General features: G+C 29.4%; 19 protein-coding genes. 15 read left to right on the top strand and 4 right to left on the bottom strand.

Annotation, left to right across the window (positions count from 1 at the left end; translation table 11 throughout):
• The first annotated feature begins 56 nt into the window (after nt 1-56).
• The 5 genes from P161_RS0111445 (at nt 57) to P161_RS0111425 (ending at nt 6,397) form a co-directional block, all read left to right on the top strand.
• On the top strand, nt 57-1,205 hold the full coding sequence (locus P161_RS0111445; RefSeq protein ID WP_026777130.1) for a hypothetical protein: 1,149 nt from the start codon (nt 57-59) through the stop codon (nt 1,203-1,205).
• 90 nt (nt 1,206-1,295) lie between these two features.
• The gene (gene htpG / locus P161_RS0111440) at nt 1,296-3,206 is read left to right on the top strand and encodes a molecular chaperone HtpG (RefSeq protein ID WP_026777129.1); all 1,911 of its coding nucleotides are present in this window, start codon (nt 1,296-1,298) and stop codon (nt 3,204-3,206) included.
• Nucleotides 3,207-3,478: 272 nt separating this feature from the next.
• A complete protein-coding gene (locus tag P161_RS0111435; protein ID WP_026777128.1) occupies nt 3,479-4,291 on the top strand; it encodes an amidohydrolase family protein in 813 nt (270 codons plus the stop codon).
• A 7-nt stretch (nt 4,292-4,298) separates the two neighbouring features.
• Nucleotides 4,299-5,105, top strand: coding sequence for an SDR family oxidoreductase (locus tag P161_RS0111430; RefSeq protein ID WP_026777127.1), 807 nt, complete (start codon nt 4,299-4,301; stop codon nt 5,103-5,105).
• A gap of 56 nt (nt 5,106-5,161) precedes the next feature.
• The gene (locus P161_RS0111425; protein ID WP_026777126.1) at nt 5,162-6,397 is read left to right on the top strand and encodes a DEAD/DEAH box helicase; all 1,236 of its coding nucleotides are present in this window, start codon (nt 5,162-5,164) and stop codon (nt 6,395-6,397) included.
• 104 nt (nt 6,398-6,501) lie between these two features.
• Here the strand turns inward: P161_RS0111425 and P161_RS0111420 are convergent, their stop codons facing one another.
• Nucleotides 6,502-7,236, bottom strand: a complete 735-nt coding sequence (locus P161_RS0111420) for a DUF6263 family protein (protein WP_026777125.1) — start codon at nt 7,234-7,236, stop codon at nt 6,502-6,504.
• A gap of 220 nt (nt 7,237-7,456) precedes the next feature.
• On the opposite strand from P161_RS0111420, the gene P161_RS0111415 reads away from it, so the two are divergent.
• From P161_RS0111415 to P161_RS0111395, 5 genes are all read left to right on the top strand, one after another.
• Entirely contained in the window at nt 7,457-7,867 is a 411-nt protein-coding gene (locus tag P161_RS0111415) for a carboxypeptidase-like regulatory domain-containing protein (protein WP_026777124.1), read from the top strand.
• A 4-nt stretch (nt 7,868-7,871) separates the two neighbouring features.
• Nucleotides 7,872-8,879 (top strand): transglutaminase domain-containing protein, encoded by a 1,008-nt coding sequence (locus P161_RS0111410; RefSeq protein ID WP_026777123.1) that lies wholly within the window; start codon nt 7,872-7,874, stop codon nt 8,877-8,879.
• A 91-nt stretch (nt 8,880-8,970) separates the two neighbouring features.
• Nucleotides 8,971-9,867, top strand: a complete 897-nt coding sequence (locus P161_RS0111405; RefSeq protein WP_026777122.1) for a neutral zinc metallopeptidase — start codon at nt 8,971-8,973, stop codon at nt 9,865-9,867.
• Nucleotides 9,868-9,876: 9 nt separating this feature from the next.
• Complete coding sequence (locus P161_RS0111400; protein ID WP_026777121.1) at nt 9,877-10,392, top strand: GNAT family N-acetyltransferase; 516 nt, start codon at nt 9,877-9,879, stop codon at nt 10,390-10,392.
• An 82-nt stretch (nt 10,393-10,474) separates the two neighbouring features.
• The gene (locus P161_RS0111395) at nt 10,475-11,260 is read left to right on the top strand and encodes an SDR family oxidoreductase (protein WP_026777120.1); all 786 of its coding nucleotides are present in this window, start codon (nt 10,475-10,477) and stop codon (nt 11,258-11,260) included.
• 148 nt (nt 11,261-11,408) lie between these two features.
• Here P161_RS0111395 and lon read toward each other — a convergent pair whose 3' ends face one another.
• On the bottom strand, nt 11,409-13,862 hold the full coding sequence (lon, locus tag P161_RS0111390; protein ID WP_026777119.1) for an endopeptidase La: 2,454 nt from the start codon (nt 13,860-13,862) through the stop codon (nt 11,409-11,411).
• A gap of 352 nt (nt 13,863-14,214) precedes the next feature.
• Here lon and P161_RS0111380 point away from each other — a divergent pair, with 352 nt between their 5' ends.
• From P161_RS0111380 to P161_RS0111370, 3 genes are read left to right on the top strand one after another with little or no spacing between them, the layout of a single operon-like run.
• Nucleotides 14,215-14,781 carry an RNA polymerase sigma factor gene (locus P161_RS0111380; protein ID WP_036841425.1) on the top strand — a complete coding sequence of 189 codons (567 nt, stop codon included), beginning with the start codon at nt 14,215-14,217 and terminating at the stop codon, nt 14,779-14,781.
• Nucleotides 14,771-15,295, top strand: a complete 525-nt coding sequence (locus P161_RS0111375; RefSeq protein WP_026777117.1) for a hypothetical protein — start codon at nt 14,771-14,773, stop codon at nt 15,293-15,295. The genes P161_RS0111380 and P161_RS0111375 overlap by 11 nt, the downstream gene beginning before the upstream one ends.
• A 29-nt stretch (nt 15,296-15,324) precedes the next feature.
• Nucleotides 15,325-16,059 carry a head GIN domain-containing protein gene (locus P161_RS0111370; RefSeq protein ID WP_036841423.1) on the top strand — a complete coding sequence of 245 codons (735 nt, stop codon included), beginning with the start codon at nt 15,325-15,327 and terminating at the stop codon, nt 16,057-16,059.
• A gap of 187 nt (nt 16,060-16,246) precedes the next feature.
• Here P161_RS0111370 and P161_RS0111365 read toward each other — a convergent pair whose 3' ends face one another.
• Both P161_RS0111365 and P161_RS18405 read right to left on the bottom strand, forming a co-directional pair.
• Entirely contained in the window at nt 16,247-17,422 is a 1,176-nt protein-coding gene (locus tag P161_RS0111365; RefSeq protein ID WP_026777115.1) for a GlmU family protein, read from the bottom strand.
• Between the two features lie 135 nt (nt 17,423-17,557).
• On the bottom strand, nt 17,558-18,178 hold the full coding sequence (locus tag P161_RS18405) for a T9SS type A sorting domain-containing protein (protein ID WP_081817021.1): 621 nt from the start codon (nt 18,176-18,178) through the stop codon (nt 17,558-17,560).
• Between the two features lie 228 nt (nt 18,179-18,406).
• Here P161_RS18405 and P161_RS0111355 point away from each other — a divergent pair, with 228 nt between their 5' ends.
• Nucleotides 18,407-18,790, top strand: a complete 384-nt coding sequence (locus P161_RS0111355) for a hypothetical protein (RefSeq protein ID WP_026777114.1) — start codon at nt 18,407-18,409, stop codon at nt 18,788-18,790.
• Nucleotides 18,783-19,337, top strand: coding sequence for an acyl-CoA thioesterase (locus P161_RS0111350; RefSeq protein ID WP_026777113.1), 555 nt, complete (start codon nt 18,783-18,785; stop codon nt 19,335-19,337). Before P161_RS0111355 ends, P161_RS0111350 begins: the two co-directional genes overlap by 8 nt.
• Nucleotides 19,338-19,374 lie beyond the last annotated feature (37 nt).

The following is a 19,374-nucleotide window of genomic DNA, read 5'->3' as shown; positions in this document are numbered from 1 at the left end:
AAATTAGTGATAATTTAATATCTTCACAAAAAGAGCTATTTAAAAATCAAATTAAAATGAAAAAAGTAATTTCTTGTCTAATTCTACTACTTGTTTTGGTTTCTTGTAACAAACCAAATTTAAACGCACATTATCATTTAGATTGGGGAAATAGAAGTAGCTTCCAAACTTGGAATATCAAAAATAATAGAATGAGAATAAATGATTCTGTTTGTGATGATAGAGAAAAAAGATGTTATGGAATGCCAGTAAAGTTTAAGGGCGATTCTATTTTTGTGCCTTGGGTTGATTATATTCATAGATCAAAATATCAAATTGATAAAAACGGAACTATTTTAATGACTACTAATTATGATAACGATTACGATACTTTAAGGCTTTTTCCTAAAGAAAACTGTTTAACTTACGATGGTTATTTTAATCAAAAAACAAAGAATCGACTAAACAATTTTAATTTGCTATCTAACTCTATGATGTATGGTAAATCAGTTTTACCAAAAAATTATAAGAATGAGTTAATCATTGGAAAATCCGCAGAAAAAGTAGTTTATATTTTTAATGATAAAGTTCTTAATTTTAATTCAAAAACTGAAAGTTTCGATTTAAAAAAATCCAAAGATAAAAACGAATTATGGATTCATATTGATGAAAAAATAAAACTAAATGAAGTCACACCTATTTTAAAAGAAATTCACCAAAAAGGATATTCAATTTTCTTTACATCGAAAGAAAGATTAGAAAATAATGAACAAGTAAGAATTTTAGAAAAATCAATTGTAAATATTGATCAAAAAGATAATTCTTATGTACTTAATTCTTGCGAATATTGTGAAAAACATCCAATTCAAAAAATTGATTCTATTGTTAAATTTACTGTTTTTGATATGGATTCTTGTATAGTAAATGATAAAATGACAGATTTTTTTCAGTTAAGAAATCATACTGTTAGATTTCTAAAACAAAATAGAACTACAAGATTAAATTCTCAAATTCAATTAGAAATTAATTCAAAAATCCTTTTTAAAGATTATTTAGAATTGATGACTGAACTTGATTTTGTTAATAACGAACTTTTAGGAACAACTTACAGAGATTCTACAGATATAGATTATAAAAATATAAACGAAAAACAGTTTAGTTATAATAGAAAAGATTTAGAGTTTGAATTCCCATTAAGAATTAAAGAAATTATAAAACCTTTTTAGCCACTGTCATCTTGTCATTATATAATATTTGGTATTTTTTTTGACTACTTGTAATCACAAATAAAAAAAGTCAAATTAAATACTTATAAAATGGCAAAAGGAAATATTAATGTATCTGTAGAAAATATTTTTCCACTGATAAAAAAATTCTTGTATTCTGATCACGAAATCTTTTTACGTGAATTAATTTCTAACGGAACAGATGCAACTACAAAACTAAAACACTTAATTGCAATTGGCGAAGCTAAAACAGAATTAGGGGATGCAAAAATTGAAATTTCTATTGATGAAAAAGCAAAAACCTTAACAATTAAAGATCAAGGTTTAGGAATGACAATGGATGAAGTTGAAAAATACATCAACCAAATTGCATTTTCTGGTGCTGAAGAATTTTTAGAAAAATATAAAGATGATAAAAACGAAACTGGTGTTATCGGACATTTTGGTTTAGGTTTTTACTCAGCTTTTATGGTTGCTGAAAAAGTAGATATTTTTACAAAATCTTTCAAAGATGAACCTGCAGCTCACTGGTCTTGTGATGGTTCTCCTGAATACACATTAGTTGAACACGACAAATCTGACAGAGGAACAGAAATCGTTTTACATATTGCAGAAGATTCTACAGAGTTTTTAAAAGAAGCTAAAATTAAAGGATTATTAAATAAATACAATCGTTTTAACCAAGTGCCAATTAAATTTGGAACTAAAAAAGTAAACGATCCAGATTTTACACCTGCAACTACAAAAGATAAAGACGGAAAAGAAACGACTGAACCTCACAAACAAATTGAGGTTGATAATATCATCAACAATACTGAACCTGCTTGGACAAAAGCGCCAGCAGATTTAAATGAAGAAGATTACACGAATTTTTACAGAGAATTGTATCCAACACAATTTGAAGAGTCTTTATTCCACATTCATTTAAATGTTGATTATCCTTTTAACTTAACAGGAATTTTATTTTTCCCAAAGTTGAGTACTTCTATGGATATGCAAAAGGACAAAATCCAATTGTATCAAAATCAAGTGTATGTAACTGATAATGTAGAGGGAATTGTACCAGACTTTTTACAAATGTTAAAAGGTGTTATTGATTCTCCAGACATTCCTTTAAATGTTTCTCGTTCTTATCTACAAGCAGATGGTGCTGTAAAAAAGATTTCAGGATATATTACTAAAAAGGTTGCTGATAAATTATCTTCTTTATTCAAAAAAGACAGACCAGATTTTGAGAAAAAATGGAATGATATTAAAGTAATCATTGAGTATGGAATGTTGTCTGAAGATAAATTCTTTGACAAAGCAAAGAAGTTTGCACTATATCCAACAGTTGCAGATACGTATTTTACGTTTGATGAATTAATTGAAAAAACAAAAGATGCTCAAACTGATAAAGATGGGAATCATATAGTTTTATATACCTCAAATAAAGAAGCACAACACAGTTATATTGAAGCTGCCACTGCAAAAGGGTATGAAGTTTTAGTATTAGATTCGCCAATTATTGCGCATTTAATGCAGAAATTAGAAGGTGGAGATGCAAAAGTGAAGTTTACAAGAGTAGATTCAGATTTTATTGATAATTTAATAAAGAAAGAAGAAACTGCAATTTCTAAATTATCTGACGAAGAAAAAGAAACGTTAAAGCCAATTATTGAAGGTGGAATTGCTTCTGAAGCTTACACAGTTCAATTAGAGGCAATGGATTCTGACGCTTCTCCTTTCTTAATTACAGTTCCAGAATTTATGCGTAGAATGAAAGAAATGCAAGCTTCTGGTGGTGGTGGAATGATGGGAATGGGTAATTTTCCTGATATGTACAATTTAGTGGTAAATACTAACAGTCCATTAGTTGCAAACATCTTAAATGAAAAAGATGAAGCTGCTCAAAAACACTTAATTTCTCAAGCTTTTGATTTAGCAAAATTATCTCAAAACCTTTTACATGGTAAAGAGTTAACGAGTTTTATTAAACGTTCTTATGAGTTAATAAAATAGAAAATAAAAATTTGTCATGCTGAATTTATTTCAGCATCTCATAAATATTTTAAACCTCCTTGTGAAAACTCGGAGGTTTTTTAGTGTTTCAAAATTAATTTTGATAAAAGCGTAACTTAATAATTTATAACGTCGTTACGAGCGATAGCGAAGTAATCTGTTAGTACAAAATAACAATTCGAATTTAAAAAGCAGATTGCTTCGTACCTCGCAAAGACGAATAAATCAAAAAAAAACAGTAATTTAGTATCATACAAAATTCAACAAAAAAAATGATTATAGACGTACACACACACCTTAATAACTATCATGAAGATAAAGTAACCTCGATTACAGAAAGTTTAGATTTACTATCTAACACTATGAAAGATAACAATGTAGATTACGCGCTTATTTTATCATCTTACAAAGTAAATGAACACAGACCAAGCACAAAACAAGTGGTTGAAGCTGTAAAAGGTTATAAAAATCTGGGTGTTGTTGCAGGCATTAGTTATTTGCATTATAATTATAAAGACGTTATTGAAATCAGCAAATATTTAGCAGAAGGCCACATAAAAGCATTAAAATTTTATCCTGGTTATGAACCTTTTTATCCAAATGACATTCGTTTTAAACTGGTTTATGAAATGGCAATTGAGTATGATGTGCCAGTAATGTTTCATTCTGGAGATACCTATGCACCCAATGGAAAAGTAAAATATTCGCATCCTTTGCATATTGATGATTTGGCTGTAGATTATCCAGAATTAAAAATTGTAATTTGTCACGTTGGGAATCCTTGGATTAAAGATTGTATGGAAGTTGTGTATAAAAACAAAAACGTGTATGCAGATATTTCTGGGTTGGTTTTAGGCGATTTTTCTTACAAATTCGAACGCTACATGAAACAAGAAATTGAGGAAATGATTATTTATGCTGGAAACCCAAAATACTTATTATATGGAACAGATTGGCCCATTTCTAATATGAAATCCTATTTAAAATTTATGGATCAATTAGATTTACCTGATGATAAAAAAGAATTAATTCTCTGGAAAAATGCTGCTGAATTGTATAAGATTGATGTAAATGATTTGAAATAGTAAAAATATGCAACTAACAAACAAAACAGTTTTAATAACAGGTGGCGCTTCTGGAATTGGTAAAATAATGGTTCGTTTGTCTTTAGAACGAAAAGCAAAAGTGATTATTTGGGACATCAACCAAACAGGAATTGATAATACAATTGCCGAATTTAAAAATCTTGGAGAAATTTCTGGTTATAAAGTAGATGTTTCAAACCCAACACAAATAGAAGTAACTGCCAAAAAAGTAAAACAAGAAATTGGTTTTGTTGATGTAATTATCAATAACGCTGGAATTATCGTGGGTAAATATTTTTACGAGCATTCCAATGAAGAAATTGACAATACTATGGCAATCAATTCCTCTGCTCCAATGTACATTACCAAAGCTTTTTTAGGTGATATGTTGCAGAAAAACACCGGTCATATTTGTAATATTGCTTCCTCTGGAGGTTTAATTTCCAATCCAAAAATGGCAGTTTATGTGGCCAGTAAATGGTCTTTAATTGGTTTTTCTGATAGCTTACGCGTGGAAATGAAACAGCTTAAAAAGAACATAAACGTTACTACAATTATGCCTTATTACATCAATACAGGTATGTTTGATGGCGTAAAATCATCCAAAATAAAAATTTTAGAACCTGAAGCTGCTTCTTTAACCATTATAAAAGCGATTGAAAAAAACAAAAAAATGGTTACAATTCCTGGTTATTTATACAGATTTGTAAAAATCGGACAAGCAACAATGTCTATCAACTTTTTTGATTGGTTTGCAGGTTCTGCATTAGGAATTTACAAAACTATGGAAGCTTTTACAGGGCGAAAAAAGTAGTGAAATTTATAAAAAACGATTGTAGCAATTAAACTACCTTTGTAAAAAAAAAATCAATGCAGTTTACTGAGTTTCCTTTCCATACATCAATCTTAAAAGCAGTTGCTGAAGAGCGTTTTCACACACCAACTTTAGTACAAGAACAAGCAATTCCATTCGTTTTATCAAAAAAAAATGTAATTGTTTCTGCGCAAACTGGAACTGGAAAAACAGCTGCTTTTGCTTTGCCAATTATTCAATTATTGTTGGATAAACAAGTTGATGAAAATGAAACTAAAAAGATAAAATCTTTAATAGTTACACCAACTCGTGAGTTGGCAATTCAAATTTTAGAGAACTTTAAAAGTTATAGCAAATATACAGATTTAACAACTACTGCTGTTTTTGGAGGCGTTTCTTTAGAACCTCAAAAAGAAGAATTAGCAAAAGGAATTGATATTTTAGTAGCAACTCCAGGAAGATTAATTGATTTGCATTTGCAAGGTTATATCGATTTAAGCGAAGTTGAAATTTTTGTTTTAGATGAAGCAGATTTAATGCTAGACATGGGTTTTATCAATGATGTAAAAAGAATTGAAAAACTTACTCCAAGAAAAAAACAAACACTTTTATTTTCTGCAACCATTCCAGAAAAAATTGACGAATTAGCAAAATCTGTGATTAAAAACGCAGTTAAAATTGATATAAATCCTGAAGAAACGACTGCGAAAAATATTGGTCAGTTATTGTATTATCTACCAAAAAAGCACAAAACAGAATTGTGTTTAAATTTGTTACGCTATACAATTAACGGAAAAATCATCATTTTTAGACGCACCAAAATGGGTGTTGATAAATTGGAGCAAACACTTTTAAAAAACGATTACAAAGTAACAAGTATTCATGGTGATAAATCTCAAATTGTTAGAAATAAAGCCATTGTCGATTTCAAAAATAAAAAAGCCAATATTTTAATTGCTACAGATGTTGCAGCAAGAGGAATTGATATTACCAATGTAGATGCCATTATCAATTTTGATATTCCTAATGTGCCAGAAACCTACATTCATAGAATTGGTAGAACTGGTAGAGCTGGTAAATCTGGTATTGCATTTTCTTTCTGTTCACCAGATGAAAATGGATACATCAAATCTATAGAAGCTTTAATTGAAAAACCAATTAAGATTATTACAGATCATCCTTTTGTAATTAACAAACCAAAGAAAAAGAAATTACAACCCAATACCATCAGCGAAAATAAAAAAGGCCGAAAATCTGAAAATTCTAAGAAAAACAAAAAACGTTGGTATTAAAATATTTAAGATATTCTTTAAATTAATCGCATAAAAAAAAGTTTCATCATTTTAAAATGATGAAACTTTTTTACTTTTTACAAGTATTAATGAGTTTTTAGAACCTATTTTTTAGTTGTTTCCATAGTTACTTTAGTCGTCATTTCTTGTCCATTTATATTCATTAACATAGTAACTATTGAACTCATAGGAACCCCTGATACTGCATCAATTTGCATGTTTCCAGCTATTTTACCAGTAGCCATTCCAGAAACATCACCAGATATAACTAAATTTACATTGTCCTTATCAATAGATTTTACTGTATAAACAAAATCCATTTTCATGCCTTTTTCTTCTTTGGTCATTGTCCAACTATCACCTACTTTCACAGCCTCCTTTGGATAAACTACACTGCTAGATTGCTTAACAATATCTTCCATTCCCATAACATTTGGCTCAATTTTTATGTCTATAATTTCACCTAAATTATTTCCTTTAGCAAACATTAAAGCTTCCAACATTGGTTGCATCTGTGTTTTCATTTGTTTTCCAACTGCATCCAACTCTTCGTCACTTTTTGTAGAATCGAAACTCATTGCATTTCCTCCTTGCAACATATCCATTGTCAATTTGGTAAATTTCATTTCACTATCATACGTATCACCTTCTACATCTGTAATCTTCGATGTCATGTTAATATTCATTCCCATAGACATTATTGCACCCATTTCTTGAGAAACATTCATAGAAACATCATAAGCAGCACCTTTTTCATAATTTAATCGAAGTAAAGCAGTTTCTTGCGCTAAAGAAATATTTGCAGTAATAACGAATAGTAAAAGAATTAATTTTTTCATCTTTAAATTGTAGTTTAGAATTATTTTTTTTGCGAATATACTTTATTTATAAATGCTTTTTTAGATTGATGTAAAAATATCAAAAAAACTACATTTCTCATTTTCGAGTTCCCTAAATAAAAAGTAACTTTAACCTTTATAAACGAAGCAGTTACTCAATATCGTTTTAAAAAACATCTTTAAAACTATAAGTTTGAAATGAATTTAAAAACATACTATTATGAAAACATTTAAAACAATTTCAGTTAACAAATCGAAATTTACTTGTATCGCTTTTTGCATTTCCTTTTTCTTTTTCACGGCTACTTTACAAGCACAAGAAGTTCAAGTTTCAGGAACCGTAAAAGGAAAAACTTATGACAAAACAACACTTTTAGATGGTGTAAACATCCTTTTAAAAGGAACAAGAACTGGCACTACAACCAACAAAAAAGGAGCATTTACATTTCCCAAAAAATTAAAAGTTGGTGATATTTTAGTTTTTTCTTATTTGGGCTTAGCAACTCAAAATGTAAAAATCAAGGAAAATTCCTCTGTTTTAAACATCACTTTAATAGAAGATGATAGTCAAATTTTTGGCGCTTTAAATAGCAACAAACGTTATTCTTCTAAAAAAACTAAAAACAAATAAAAATATGCAAAAAGCTCTTTTTGTGTGTATTTTCTTTGTGAATATTTGTGTTGCTCAAATTGCTGATTTTAACCACATCAATTTTTCTAAAGCAGATGATATTGCAAAATCATATCGAAGCAAAAATTTATTAAACCTAAATGAAATTACTTTTAATATTACCAAAGATTTAGAAACGGACCTAGAAAAATTACGTGCTATATACGTTTGGATTTGTAATAATATTGCCAATGACTTTGGCTTATACACAAAGAATAAGCGAAAAAGAGAACGATTTCAAAAAGATTCCATTCGTTTACACGAATGGAATTCTGAATTTAAAACACTTTTATTTAAAAGATTACTAAAAAAGAAGAAAACCATCTGTACAGGCTATGCATATTTACTCAAAGAAATGTGTAAAATTGTGGGGATTGAGGCCAAAATAGTCAATGGTTTTGGCAGAACTAGTACTGTTGATTTTTCTACACTTACAGAAGCTAACCATTCTTGGAATATGGTAAAAATTGATGAAAAGTGGTATGTATGCGATCCTACTTGGGCAACAGGAATCTCTTTTCCTGAAGAAGGTAGATTTGATTTTCAATTTAATGAAGGCTATTTTTTAACAACACCTCAACTATTTTTTAAAAATCATTTTCCGATGGTAAAAGAATTTTCTTTGTTAAAAGGCAAAACCCCTACTCTACAGGAATTTATAGAAATGCCACTTTTGTATGGTGAAGCTTATAATTTTTTGGAAAGCCATATTTCTCCAAATAAAATGTATCAAGAAATCAAACAAAATGATGTTTTTACTTTTGAATATCAACTGAAAAAAAATATTATTATTAATGACTTAAAACTTATTAGTTCAACTGGAAATAATGATAGAACTCTAAAACCTGAAATAAATTTACAGAATAAAAAGTTGGCAATAACCTATCAATTTAAACATAAAGGTTTCTACGATGTGCATTTATATCATCAAAAAAAAATAATTGCGACTTATACTTTTAATGTTACTGATTAATGTTTCATAAATCAAAAAAGTTGTTTTTTTTCAAAAGCACTCTTAAAACTTATAAATAAAGAGTAATTTTATCACTCCAAAACACATAGATATGAAGTGGAGAAGTAATCGTAAAAGTAGCAATGTTGATGATAGAAGAGGCATGTCTTCAGGAAGATCTGGAAGTGGCAATTCTTCTGGTTTGATTAAACTTTTATTGCCTTTAATCCTAAAATTAGTTACTACAAAAAAAGGGTTAATTCTTATTGTTGCAATTGTTGGTATCATGTACTTTACAGGTTTTAATCCACTGCAATTTTTATCTGGAGGAACCTCAAATCAAATACAAAACACAAATTACAAAGGTTCTGCATCTGAAAATGAATTGGCAGAAATGAGCACATTAGTTTTAAAAAGTACAGAAGATGTTTGGAACAAAATTATTCCTAATTATAAAGAACCAACTTTAGTGCTTTTTACCAATTCGGTTTCTTCTGCTTGTGGTTCTGCATCAAGTGCAACTGGCCCTTTTTATTGTCCTGGAGATCAAAAATTATATATCGATTTAAGTTTTTTTGAAGAAATGGCAACCAGACTAAATGCGCCTGGAGATTTTGCACAAGCCTATGTAATTGCTCATGAAGTTGGGCATCACATTCAAAAATTAATGGGTACAACAGATAAAATGCAACAACTTCGTGGCAAAGTAAGCCAAAAAGAATACAATAGTTACTCTGTAAAATTAGAATTACAAGCCGACTTTTTAGCTGGAGTTTGGGCACACCATGCTCAAAATATGGACTTGATTTTAGAAACTGGCGATTTACAAGAAGCATTAGATGCAGCTTTTGCCATTGGTGATGATCGTTTGCAAAAACAATCTTCTGGAACTGTGGTGCCAGATTCTTTTACACATGGTACTTCTGTTCAAAGAATGCGTTGGTTTAAAAAAGGTTTTGAAACTGGCGATATTAACCAAGGTGATACTTTTAACGCAAATTCCTTATAAATTTAACAAATGATTGAAATTAAAAAAGCAACTGATAAAGATATAAAAACTTTATCGATAGTTAGCAGCAAAGCTTTTTATGTACCCCATAAAGATGTAATTCCTAAGGATATTATGGACAATTACATTCGTACTAATTTTAACGAAGAAAACTTACTAAAAGAAATTTCGAATCCTGAATTTCAATATTATTTACTTTATAAAAACGATGTTTTAGCAGGCTTTTCAAAAATAATTATCAACTCTAAAAATATACACATAAAAGAAGAAAACGTTACCAAAATGGAACGTTTATATCTCTTGGAAGAATTTTATGGAACTGGCTTAGGACAACAATTATTTGATTACATTTTAAAATTAGCAAAACAACAAAACCAAAAAGGAATTTGGTTATATGTTTGGATTAAGAATTATAGAGCCATTGATTTTTATAAAAAAGTTGGTTTTAAAAAAATTGCTGATTACTATTTTCCTATTTCTGAAACAGAAACAAGAATTAATGATGTTTTATATTTAGAATTCTGATTCCGTTAAAAGTTTATGGTTTTGCGTTAAAAAATTTTACAAAGTACAATTACTTTTGATGCTCAATCAACACAAAAAACAAATGAAAAAAACAGCTTTAATTACAGGTGCAAGTAGTGGTTTAGGAAAAGAATTTGCAAAAATTCATGCTAAAAAAGGGGGAGATTTAGTAATTGTAGCCAGAAGCAAAGACAAATTAGTTGCTTTAAAAGAAGAGTTAGAAAAAAAATATAAAGTGCATGTTAGTGTTATAGAAAAAGATTTAACCGAACCAAATGCAGCACTTGACGTTTATAATTTTGTAAAATTCAGTAAAATTGATGTTGATTACTTAATTAACAACGCTGGCTTTGGTGGTATTGGTAAATTTTATGAAAGACCTTGGGACAAAGATTTATCCATGATTCAACTAAATATTATTGGTTTAACCGATTTAACACGTAAATTTTTACCAGATTTTGTTACAAAAAATAGTGGAAAAATTTTGAATGTTTCCTCTACTGCAAGTTTAATGGCTGGCCCTATGCAAGCTGTATATTTTGCTACAAAAGCGTATGTAACTTCTTTTAGTAATGCTATTTCAGAAGAATTACATGACACAAATATTACAGTAACTGCTCTAATGCCAGGTGCAACAGAAACTGACTTTGGTAAAACTTCTGGAATGGATAAAACTGATTTATTTAAAAGCACAGCAGACCCTAAAAAAGTTGCAGAAGATGGTTATAATGCTATGATAAATGGCGATTTAGAAATTATTTCTGGTGTTTCTTTCGCACAAAAAATAATGATGAAAGCAATACCTGTTACACCTAAAAGTGTATTATTAAAACAAGTAAGAAAAATGCAAGAACCAAATAATAGTTAGAACGATTTTTGAAAACTTGTAGAAACCCTCTTTGCAGTTGCAAAGAGGGTTTTGTTTTTTGTTTAAAAAAAATAAAAGCACTTTAATTATAATATTTGTACTTTTATTAAATCTATATAAAAAGCCTCCAAATAGGAGGCTTATACATCTAAACTAATTTCTTAGCATTTGTAACTTTTTGCTTTGTAAGCGCAATTTCAATGACTTGTTTCATATCTGAAACGTAATGAAAAGTTAAGCCTTTTAAATAGCTTTCTTTTATTTCAAGAATGTCCTTTCTATTGTCTTCACACAAAATAATTTCTTTAATGTTTGCTCTTTTTGCAGCCAGAATTTTTTCTTTAATTCCACCAACTGGTAACACTTTTCCACGTAAGGTAATTTCACCAGTCATGGCTAGTTTGTTTTTTACTTTACGTTGTGTATAAGAAGAAACTAATGAAGTTAACATGGTAATACCTGCACTTGGTCCATCTTTTGGAGTTGCACCTTCAGGCACATGCACATGTACATTATATTTCTCAAGAATTTCTGGTTTTATACCAAATTCTTCTGCATTCGATTTTATGTATTGTAATGCTATTGTTGCAGACTCTTTCATTACATTTCCTAAGTTACCAGTAATGGAAAGTGCTCCTTTTCCTTTAGATAAAATAGATTCTATGAATAAAATATCACCACCAACTCTTGTCCAAGCCAAACCAGTAACAACACCTGCAACATCGTTATTTTCGAACTTATCTCTGTTTCTTGGTGTTCCTAAAATAGCTTCTACTTTTTCTGATGATAATGAAATATCATATTCCTCCTCTAAAGCAATACTTTTTGCTGCAAAACGTACCACTTTTGCGACTTGTTTTTCTAAACCACGAACACCAGATTCACGAGTATAACCTTCTACAATTTGCTCTATTTGTTTTTTACCTAACTTTAAATCTTTGGTTGTTAAACCATGTTCTTTTAATTGTTTTGGTAATAAATGTCTTTTAGCAATTTCCGTTTTTTCTTCAATTGTATAACCTGTAACATTAATAATTTCCATTCTATCTCTTAAAGCCCAAGGAATTTGACCTAAATTATTGGCTGTTGCAATAAAAAGTACTTTCGATAAATCGTAACCAACTTCTAAATAATTATCGTAAAAAGCTTCATTTTGTTCAGGATCTAACACCTCTAACATTGCAGAAGATGGATCTCCTTGATGACTTTGTCCTAATTTATCAATTTCATCTAACACAAAAACTGGATTTGAAGTACCTGCTTTTTTAAGGTTTTGGATTAATCTTCCTGGCATTGCACCAATATAAGTTTTTCTGTGACCTCTAATTTCTGCTTCATCTCGCAAACCACCTAAAGACATACGAACATATTTACGTCCTAAAGCTTCTGCAATCGATTTTCCTAACGAAGTTTTACCAACTCCTGGAGGCCCATATAAACAGATGATTGGCGATTTCATATCGTTTCTCAACTTTAAAACTGCCAAATGTTCTATAATTCTTTCTTTTACTTTTTCTAACCCAAAATGATCTCTATCTAAAACTTTGGTTGCATGCTTTAAATCGAATTTATCTTTAGAGAAAATTCCCCAAGGCAATTCTAATAGCAACTCTAAATAGCTTCTTTGCACACCATAATCAGCAGCTTGTGGATTCATTCTTTTTAAACGATTCAACTCTTTTTCAAAAGTTTTACCTACTTCTTTCGTCCACTTTTTAGTTTTGGCTTTTTTGCGCATTTCCTCCAATTCTTGATCGTTAGAAACACCTCCCAATTCTTCTTGAATGGTTTTTAATTGCTGATTTAAATAATATTCACGCTGTTGCTGATCTAAATCTTCACGAGTTTTAGACTGAATATCATTCTTCAACTTTAATTTTTGAAGCTCTTTGTTTAAATTTTTCAGCGTTAATAATGCACGTTCTTTTAAACTATCTTTTTCTAAAATAATTTGTTTTTGCATTACAGACAAATCCATATTGGAAGCAATAAAATTGACCAAAAACGAATTTGATTGAATATTTTTAATGGCAAAAGAAGCTTCACTTGGTAACATCGGGTTTTCCTTAATTACGGCTAAAGCTTGTTCTTTGATAGCATCTATAATAGCCTCAAATTCTTTTTTATTCTCAACTTTTTTATCTTCTACAGCTTCTTTTACAGTGGCTTTTAAATACGGTTCATCTTGAATTATTTCTTCAATTTCAAAACGTTTTTTTCCTTGGATGATTACTGTTGTATTACCATCAGGCATTTTTAAAACACGTAAAATTTGTGCTACAACTCCTGTTGTATTGATGTCCTTTAAAGTAGGATCTTCCTCATCTTCATTACGTTGCGCAACAACTCCAATTATTTTATCGCCTTTATTAGCATCTTTAATTAATTGAATCGATTTATCTCTACCAGCTGTAATAGGAATTACAACTCCTGGAAATAACACTGTATTTCTTAAAGGTAAAATTGGTAATGTTTTCGGAACGCTTTCTTTATTGATGATTTCCTCATCTTCTGGCGTCATTAAAGGAATTAATTCTGAATCTTCATTCATCATTTCCTGAAAAGACAAGTTGTCTATTTTTATAACTTTTGTTTTGCTCATGTGCTATATATCTGTCATTCTGACATTGATTTTCTTTAGATAGAAAAACAACATCGTTTTTATAAAACTAAAATACTGACAATTAATTATTTAAAATGCAAATAATGATTGTCTTTTATTAATAAGACAATTGTTATGCCAAAGGAATGTAAATATCTTCTTATACATGAAATGATTATCTTTATCACATTTTTTTAAATTAACAAATGGTATTTTCAGGTGTAACAGGGTACAAATTACGTACAACTTTAAAATTAACTCCAAAAATGACTTTTGTTAATTATTTACTTTTTTATTTCCCAAAAACTGTCACAACTCAAAAACAATTTTGTCTTTAGTATAGAAGTTTAATTTGAAAGCAAATCAACCACATATAACCAAACTTTTAGAACGCTGTAAATCGTCGGATAAAAACGCGCAGTTAGAAATTTATAATGGCTATTATAAAGCCATGTATAATGCTGCTTACCGAATTTTAAAAGACAGTTTTGAAGCTGAAGATATTATGCAAGAAGCTTTTTTAATAGCTTTTACAAAATTACATACGTATAAAGGTGAAGTTACTTTTGGAGCTTGGTTAAAACGAATTGTCATCAATAAAAGCTTAACACAACTAAAAAAGAATGGTCGTTATCAAGGAGTAAAAATGGACGTAGTTCCAACGAATGAAGTAGAAGTTGAAGTAATAGATTACAGAGGTTTGTGTCCAAAAAATGTTTTAAATTGTTTACAAAACTTAAAAGATAATTATAGAATTGTGTTGACTTTGAATTTAATTGAAGGTTTTGATTATGAAGAAATTGCACAAATATTAAACTATTCAAACGAAAATGTGAGAACCACAATTTCTAGAGCAAAGAAAAAATTAAAGCAAGTAATTCTTGCAGATAATACACACATACAAGAATATGGAAGATAACTTTAACAACTTCTTTTCTGAGACAGATTTCGATTTTCAAGAACCACAAGCTGGTCATAAAAATCGATTTGAACAAAAATTGAATCAATCTAAAAAAACAACTAAAGTTTCTTGGAAATGGCTTTCTGTTGCAGCTTCTGTTTTTTTAGTACTTGGGTTTTGGTTGGGAAATACGCATCAAAAAAAGCAGGTCAAATTAGCAGATACAACTCCTAAAATTGAGAAAGTTCAAGATTTTTTTGTGGCAACTATTAATCAAAAATTAAAAAAAGTTGAAGGTAATAGAAGTTTAGAAACAGAGATGATTATAGAACAAGCTTTGAATGAATTAGAAGATTTAGAAGAAAGCTATATTGTTTCTCTTACTGAATTAAATATAGAAGGTGAACAGACAAAATCATTATTATTAATGATTAAAAATTACCAACAACGTTTAGTAATTCTAGAAAGTTTATTAAAACAAATCGAACAAATTAAAAATCCTTCTTTCATAGAAGACAATACATTTATCTAACAAATAATCAATTAAGTAAAACAAATATTATGATTAAAAAAGCAACCCTTATTGTACTTTTTATAACTGCTAGTTTTGGCGCAAACGCACAGAATTGGTGGGGAAACAGTAAAAAAATTAAAGGAAATGGAAATGTGATTACCGTAAAAAGAACAACTTCTGATTACGATGGCATTGCTGTTGGTGGTTCTTTTGATGTTGTATTAATCAAAGGAAAAGAAGGCACCATTAGCATTGAAGGTGAAGAAAATATTATCCCTTTGATAGAAACTGAAGTTAATGGAAATACCCTACAAATAAAGTATCAGAAAAACACCAATATTAGCACCACTAAAAGATTAACAATTACTGTTACTTATAATGATCTTGAAAAAATATCGATAGGTGGTTCTGGAAATATTACTAGCGAAGATGTTATAAAAAGTAACGATTTATCGATTTCTTTAGGAGGTTCTGGAAACATAACATTAAAGGTAGATGCTGATGATTTAAGCGTAAACATTGGGGGTTCTGGAAACGTAAAATTAACGGGGAATTCTGATGATTTATCTTGCTCTATTGCTGGTTCTGGAAGTATTAAAGCCTACGATTTAAGTACAGATACTTTAAATGCCTCAATTGCTGGTTCTGGAAGTATTAAAATTACAGTTTCAACAAAAATAAAAGCGAAAGTTGTAGGTTCAGGTAGTATTTATTATAAAGGAAACCCAAGCAGTGTTGATTCAAAATCTGTGGGTTCTGGAGAAGTTGTTGATAAGAATTAAGAAAAGTAAAAAGCCAAAGACCCATCTAAATCTTCCCAATGGGAAGACTTGGAAATGTAAACGATGCTTTTAGTTTGTTTGCTGATAAAAAAAGCCTAAAATGAAAATTCATTTTAGGCTTTTTTTTCTCTTTTCTCCTGTTTCCTGATTCTTTTCTCTTGTTTCTTGTTTCTTGTTTCTAAAAAACCTAATAATTTCTATATTGAGCAGTTTCGTTAAAAACATGTTCTAAAATTCGTTGATCAACTTCACCAAAAACTATTTTTCTACGTTGCATAACAACAGTGGCAACTTCATAAACTTTATTGGTTTTATATTCTGTAAAACCAGCAGCTCCTCCCCAACTAAAAGACGGAATAAAATTTCGTGGAAATCCACTTCCAAAAATGTTTGCAGAAACTCCAACTACAGTTCCTGTATTAAACATAGTATTGATGCCACATTTTGAGTGATCGCCCATCATTAAACCACAAAACTGCAAACCTGTTTTTGCAAATCTGCCAGTTTCATAATCCCATAATTTTACTTCTGCATAATTATTTTTTAAGTTAGATGTGTTTGTATCTGCACCTAAATTACACCATTCGCCTAAAACTGAATTCCCTAAATAACCATCATGACCTTTGCTTGAATATCCCATTAAAACTGAGTTACCAACTTCGCCACCAACTTTACAGTAAGGGCCTAATGTTGTTCCTCCATAAATTTTTGCACCGATTTTTAATTCAGCATGCTCACACATTGCAAACGGACCTCTAACAGTAGTATTTTCCATAATAACTGCATCTTTACCAATATAAATTGGTCCTTCAGAAGCGTTTAAAGTTGCAAAAGTAATTTTAGCTCCCTCTTCAATAAAAATATTTTCTTTGTTAATATACCTTGTTCCTTCAGGAATTGATTGCGATGTTCTGTCTTCTGTAAGCAAGTCAAAATCTTGCTGAATGGCTTCGTAATTAAAGGAAAAAATATCCCAAGTATTTTTTATTTGGATAATTTCTTCGTCGAACTCAATATGTTTGTAATCCTCAAAATTTACTTCTTCTTGAGAGTCTGAAGTAAAAAAAGCAATGACATCATCACCTTTAAAAATAGCTTCGTTTTTAGATAAGTTTTTTACTTTTTTAACCAAGCTTTTTGTTGGACAAAAAGAGGCATTTATCAAAATATTTTCTTCCAACTCAACCATCGGATATTTTTCCTCCAAATACTCCTCTGTAATTGTTGTCGTTGTTATATTTAAATATTTTTCCCATTTTTCTCTAATGGTTAAAATACCTATTCTAATATCTGCAACTGGTCTTGTATATGTAAAAGGTAATAGCGATTTTCTAACATCGCCATCAAAAAGAATATAATTCATAAAAAAAGCTTTTTACAAATATAAATCTTTGCGAATTTTAAAAGGTATTTTTCTAAAAAAATCCAATTAAAAAACACAAAGATTTATGATAAGCTTTGTAAATAAAATACTAACTATTTTTAAAAGACGTTTTACTTATCTTTTCACAAAACGTTTTGTTATAGAATTTTCACCATTTAAAGAGGTAATTCTTACAACGTAAATTCCACTATTTAAATTTGAAACTATTATTGAAGCATCATTTTTAGATATTTGCTTCGTCAAAACTTCTTTACCCAATAAATTAAATATTTTAACATCTAATTTCTCGATATTTTGAATTTGAAAATCGAAATTAAGATTGGCTTCTGTTGGGTTTGGATACATAGAAATTGTACTTAAAGCATCAAAAGACTGCGTGCTTAAGGCGCCTTCTGCCACAACAGTTATTGTTCCAAACATAGAACCTAAATGAGGATCACATTGAAAACTGTTGACTCCTACTGATGTAAAAGTATAAGAAAACGAACCTCCAGTTGTCATAAACGTACTTTCAAAAGTTTCGTTTGAAGAATCTAAACTATTTACATTATGAGTTCCAGTTGCTGTCCAATTCCATGTAACAGTGTCACCAACCTCTATAGTTCTGATGGTATTTGCATTTCCACTTGCATTTGGGTTTGACCCAAAAGTCCAATCGATGGTAATTGTATTTGTTTGCGCTGACAAACTAATAGCAATTAACATACATAAAATAAAAGGTAATTTTTTAATCATAATTTTTAAATTTAAATGGTTATTACATTATAGTCGTAATTAAATTTATAAAATTTCAAAAAACACAAAATAAAAATTTCTACAAATGAAAGGTACTATGCATTTGATGACAATAAAATAATGGAGAAGTGTTAAAATAGCTCTTACATAAGAATATTTTTAGTTGAAAACACTACATTTTTAAATGATAAGAATATTTTCGGTAAAAAAGATTTGTATTTTTGACAAATGAAAAAAATTGTTGGAGTTTTAATTAGTACTGCAATTATTATTACAATTCTCTACTATCTTTTTATCTATTTTGTTACTTACAGTACAGGTGTTAGATCTGGAGAATTGATAAAAATAAGTAGAAAAGGAGTTATTGTAAAAACTTGGGAAGGAGAAATTAGCCAAGGAATTTCTGGTGCCCAAATTTTTACATTTTCTGTTGAGGATAAAAATGAACAAGTAATTGAAAATTTGCAAAAATATCAAGGTAGGTATGTAAAATTATCTTACAAGGAACGTTATACAACTTTCTTTTGGTTAGGTGATACAAAATACTTCATTACAAAAGTAGAACAAGAAAATTCACCACATTTTAGGGCTAAAAACGAAACAAATGATTAAAGATTTTAAACAAATTAGCGAATCTCAAGTTAGCATCACACAGCTAATGTTACCTTCACATTCTAACTTTAGTGGTAAAATTCATGGAGGACATATTTTAAATTTAATGGATCAAATTGCATTTGCTTGCGCCTCAAAACATTCAGGAAATTATTGTGTAACTGCCTCTGTAAATAAAGTAGATTTTTTAAACCCGATTGAAGTTGGTGAACTTGTTACTTTAAAAGCATCCATTAATTTTACAGGACGAACTTCTATGGTTGTAGGTTTACGAGTAGAATCTGAAAACATAAGAACAGGAACTAAAAAACATTGTAATTCCTCTTATTTTACAATGGTAGCCAAAGATGAACATGGAAAAAGCGCACCAATTCCTGGCATTATTTTAACGTCAAAACAAGAAATAAGACGTTTTGCAAGAAGTATTACAAGACAGCAAGAAGGTAAAAACAGAACCTCTCGTTTTCATAGTAAAACGTTTAAAGTAGATGATTATTTGCATCTTTTTGAAACTAGCAATTCTAAAATCGACTTAAAAGACAACTAAACTTAGTTATTTTTAAGGTTGAAGAATCATAAACAAC

Origin of the sequence: Polaribacter sp. Hel_I_88, assembly GCF_000687935.1 — a bacterium.
GTDB lineage: Bacteria > Bacteroidota > Bacteroidia > Flavobacteriales > Flavobacteriaceae > Polaribacter.
The sequence above is the reverse complement of the archived record's forward strand: the minus strand, read 5'-3'. Positions and strand labels throughout refer to the sequence as shown.

Excerpts from the sequence above, each read along its gene's own strand:
- P161_RS0111445 (WP_026777130.1), top strand. The coding sequence starts at position 57 with ATGAAAAAAGTAATTTCTTGTCTAATTCTACTACTTGTTTTGGTTTCT.
- htpG (WP_026777129.1), top strand. The coding sequence starts at position 1,296 with ATGGCAAAAGGAAATATTAATGTATCTGTAGAAAATATTTTTCCACTG.
- P161_RS0111435 (WP_026777128.1), top strand. The coding sequence starts at position 3,479 with ATGATTATAGACGTACACACACACCTTAATAACTATCATGAAGATAAA.
- P161_RS0111430 (WP_026777127.1), top strand. The coding sequence starts at position 4,299 with ATGCAACTAACAAACAAAACAGTTTTAATAACAGGTGGCGCTTCTGGA.
- P161_RS0111425 (WP_026777126.1), top strand. The coding sequence starts at position 5,162 with ATGCAGTTTACTGAGTTTCCTTTCCATACATCAATCTTAAAAGCAGTT.
- P161_RS0111420 (WP_026777125.1), bottom strand. The coding sequence starts at position 7,236 with ATGAAAAAATTAATTCTTTTACTATTCGTTATTACTGCAAATATTTCT.
- P161_RS0111415 (WP_026777124.1), top strand. The coding sequence starts at position 7,457 with ATGAAAACATTTAAAACAATTTCAGTTAACAAATCGAAATTTACTTGT.
- P161_RS0111410 (WP_026777123.1), top strand. The coding sequence starts at position 7,872 with ATGCAAAAAGCTCTTTTTGTGTGTATTTTCTTTGTGAATATTTGTGTT.
- P161_RS0111405 (WP_026777122.1), top strand. The coding sequence starts at position 8,971 with ATGAAGTGGAGAAGTAATCGTAAAAGTAGCAATGTTGATGATAGAAGA.
- P161_RS0111400 (WP_026777121.1), top strand. The coding sequence starts at position 9,877 with ATGATTGAAATTAAAAAAGCAACTGATAAAGATATAAAAACTTTATCG.
- P161_RS0111395 (WP_026777120.1), top strand. The coding sequence starts at position 10,475 with ATGAAAAAAACAGCTTTAATTACAGGTGCAAGTAGTGGTTTAGGAAAA.
- lon (WP_026777119.1), bottom strand. The coding sequence starts at position 13,862 with ATGAGCAAAACAAAAGTTATAAAAATAGACAACTTGTCTTTTCAGGAA.
- P161_RS0111375 (WP_026777117.1), top strand. The coding sequence starts at position 14,771 with ATGGAAGATAACTTTAACAACTTCTTTTCTGAGACAGATTTCGATTTT.
- P161_RS0111370 (WP_036841423.1), top strand. The coding sequence starts at position 15,325 with ATGATTAAAAAAGCAACCCTTATTGTACTTTTTATAACTGCTAGTTTT.
- P161_RS0111365 (WP_026777115.1), bottom strand. The coding sequence starts at position 17,422 with ATGAATTATATTCTTTTTGATGGCGATGTTAGAAAATCGCTATTACCT.
- P161_RS18405 (WP_081817021.1), bottom strand. The coding sequence starts at position 18,178 with ATGATTAAAAAATTACCTTTTATTTTATGTATGTTAATTGCTATTAGT.
- P161_RS0111355 (WP_026777114.1), top strand. The coding sequence starts at position 18,407 with ATGAAAAAAATTGTTGGAGTTTTAATTAGTACTGCAATTATTATTACA.
- P161_RS0111350 (WP_026777113.1), top strand. The coding sequence starts at position 18,783 with ATGATTAAAGATTTTAAACAAATTAGCGAATCTCAAGTTAGCATCACA.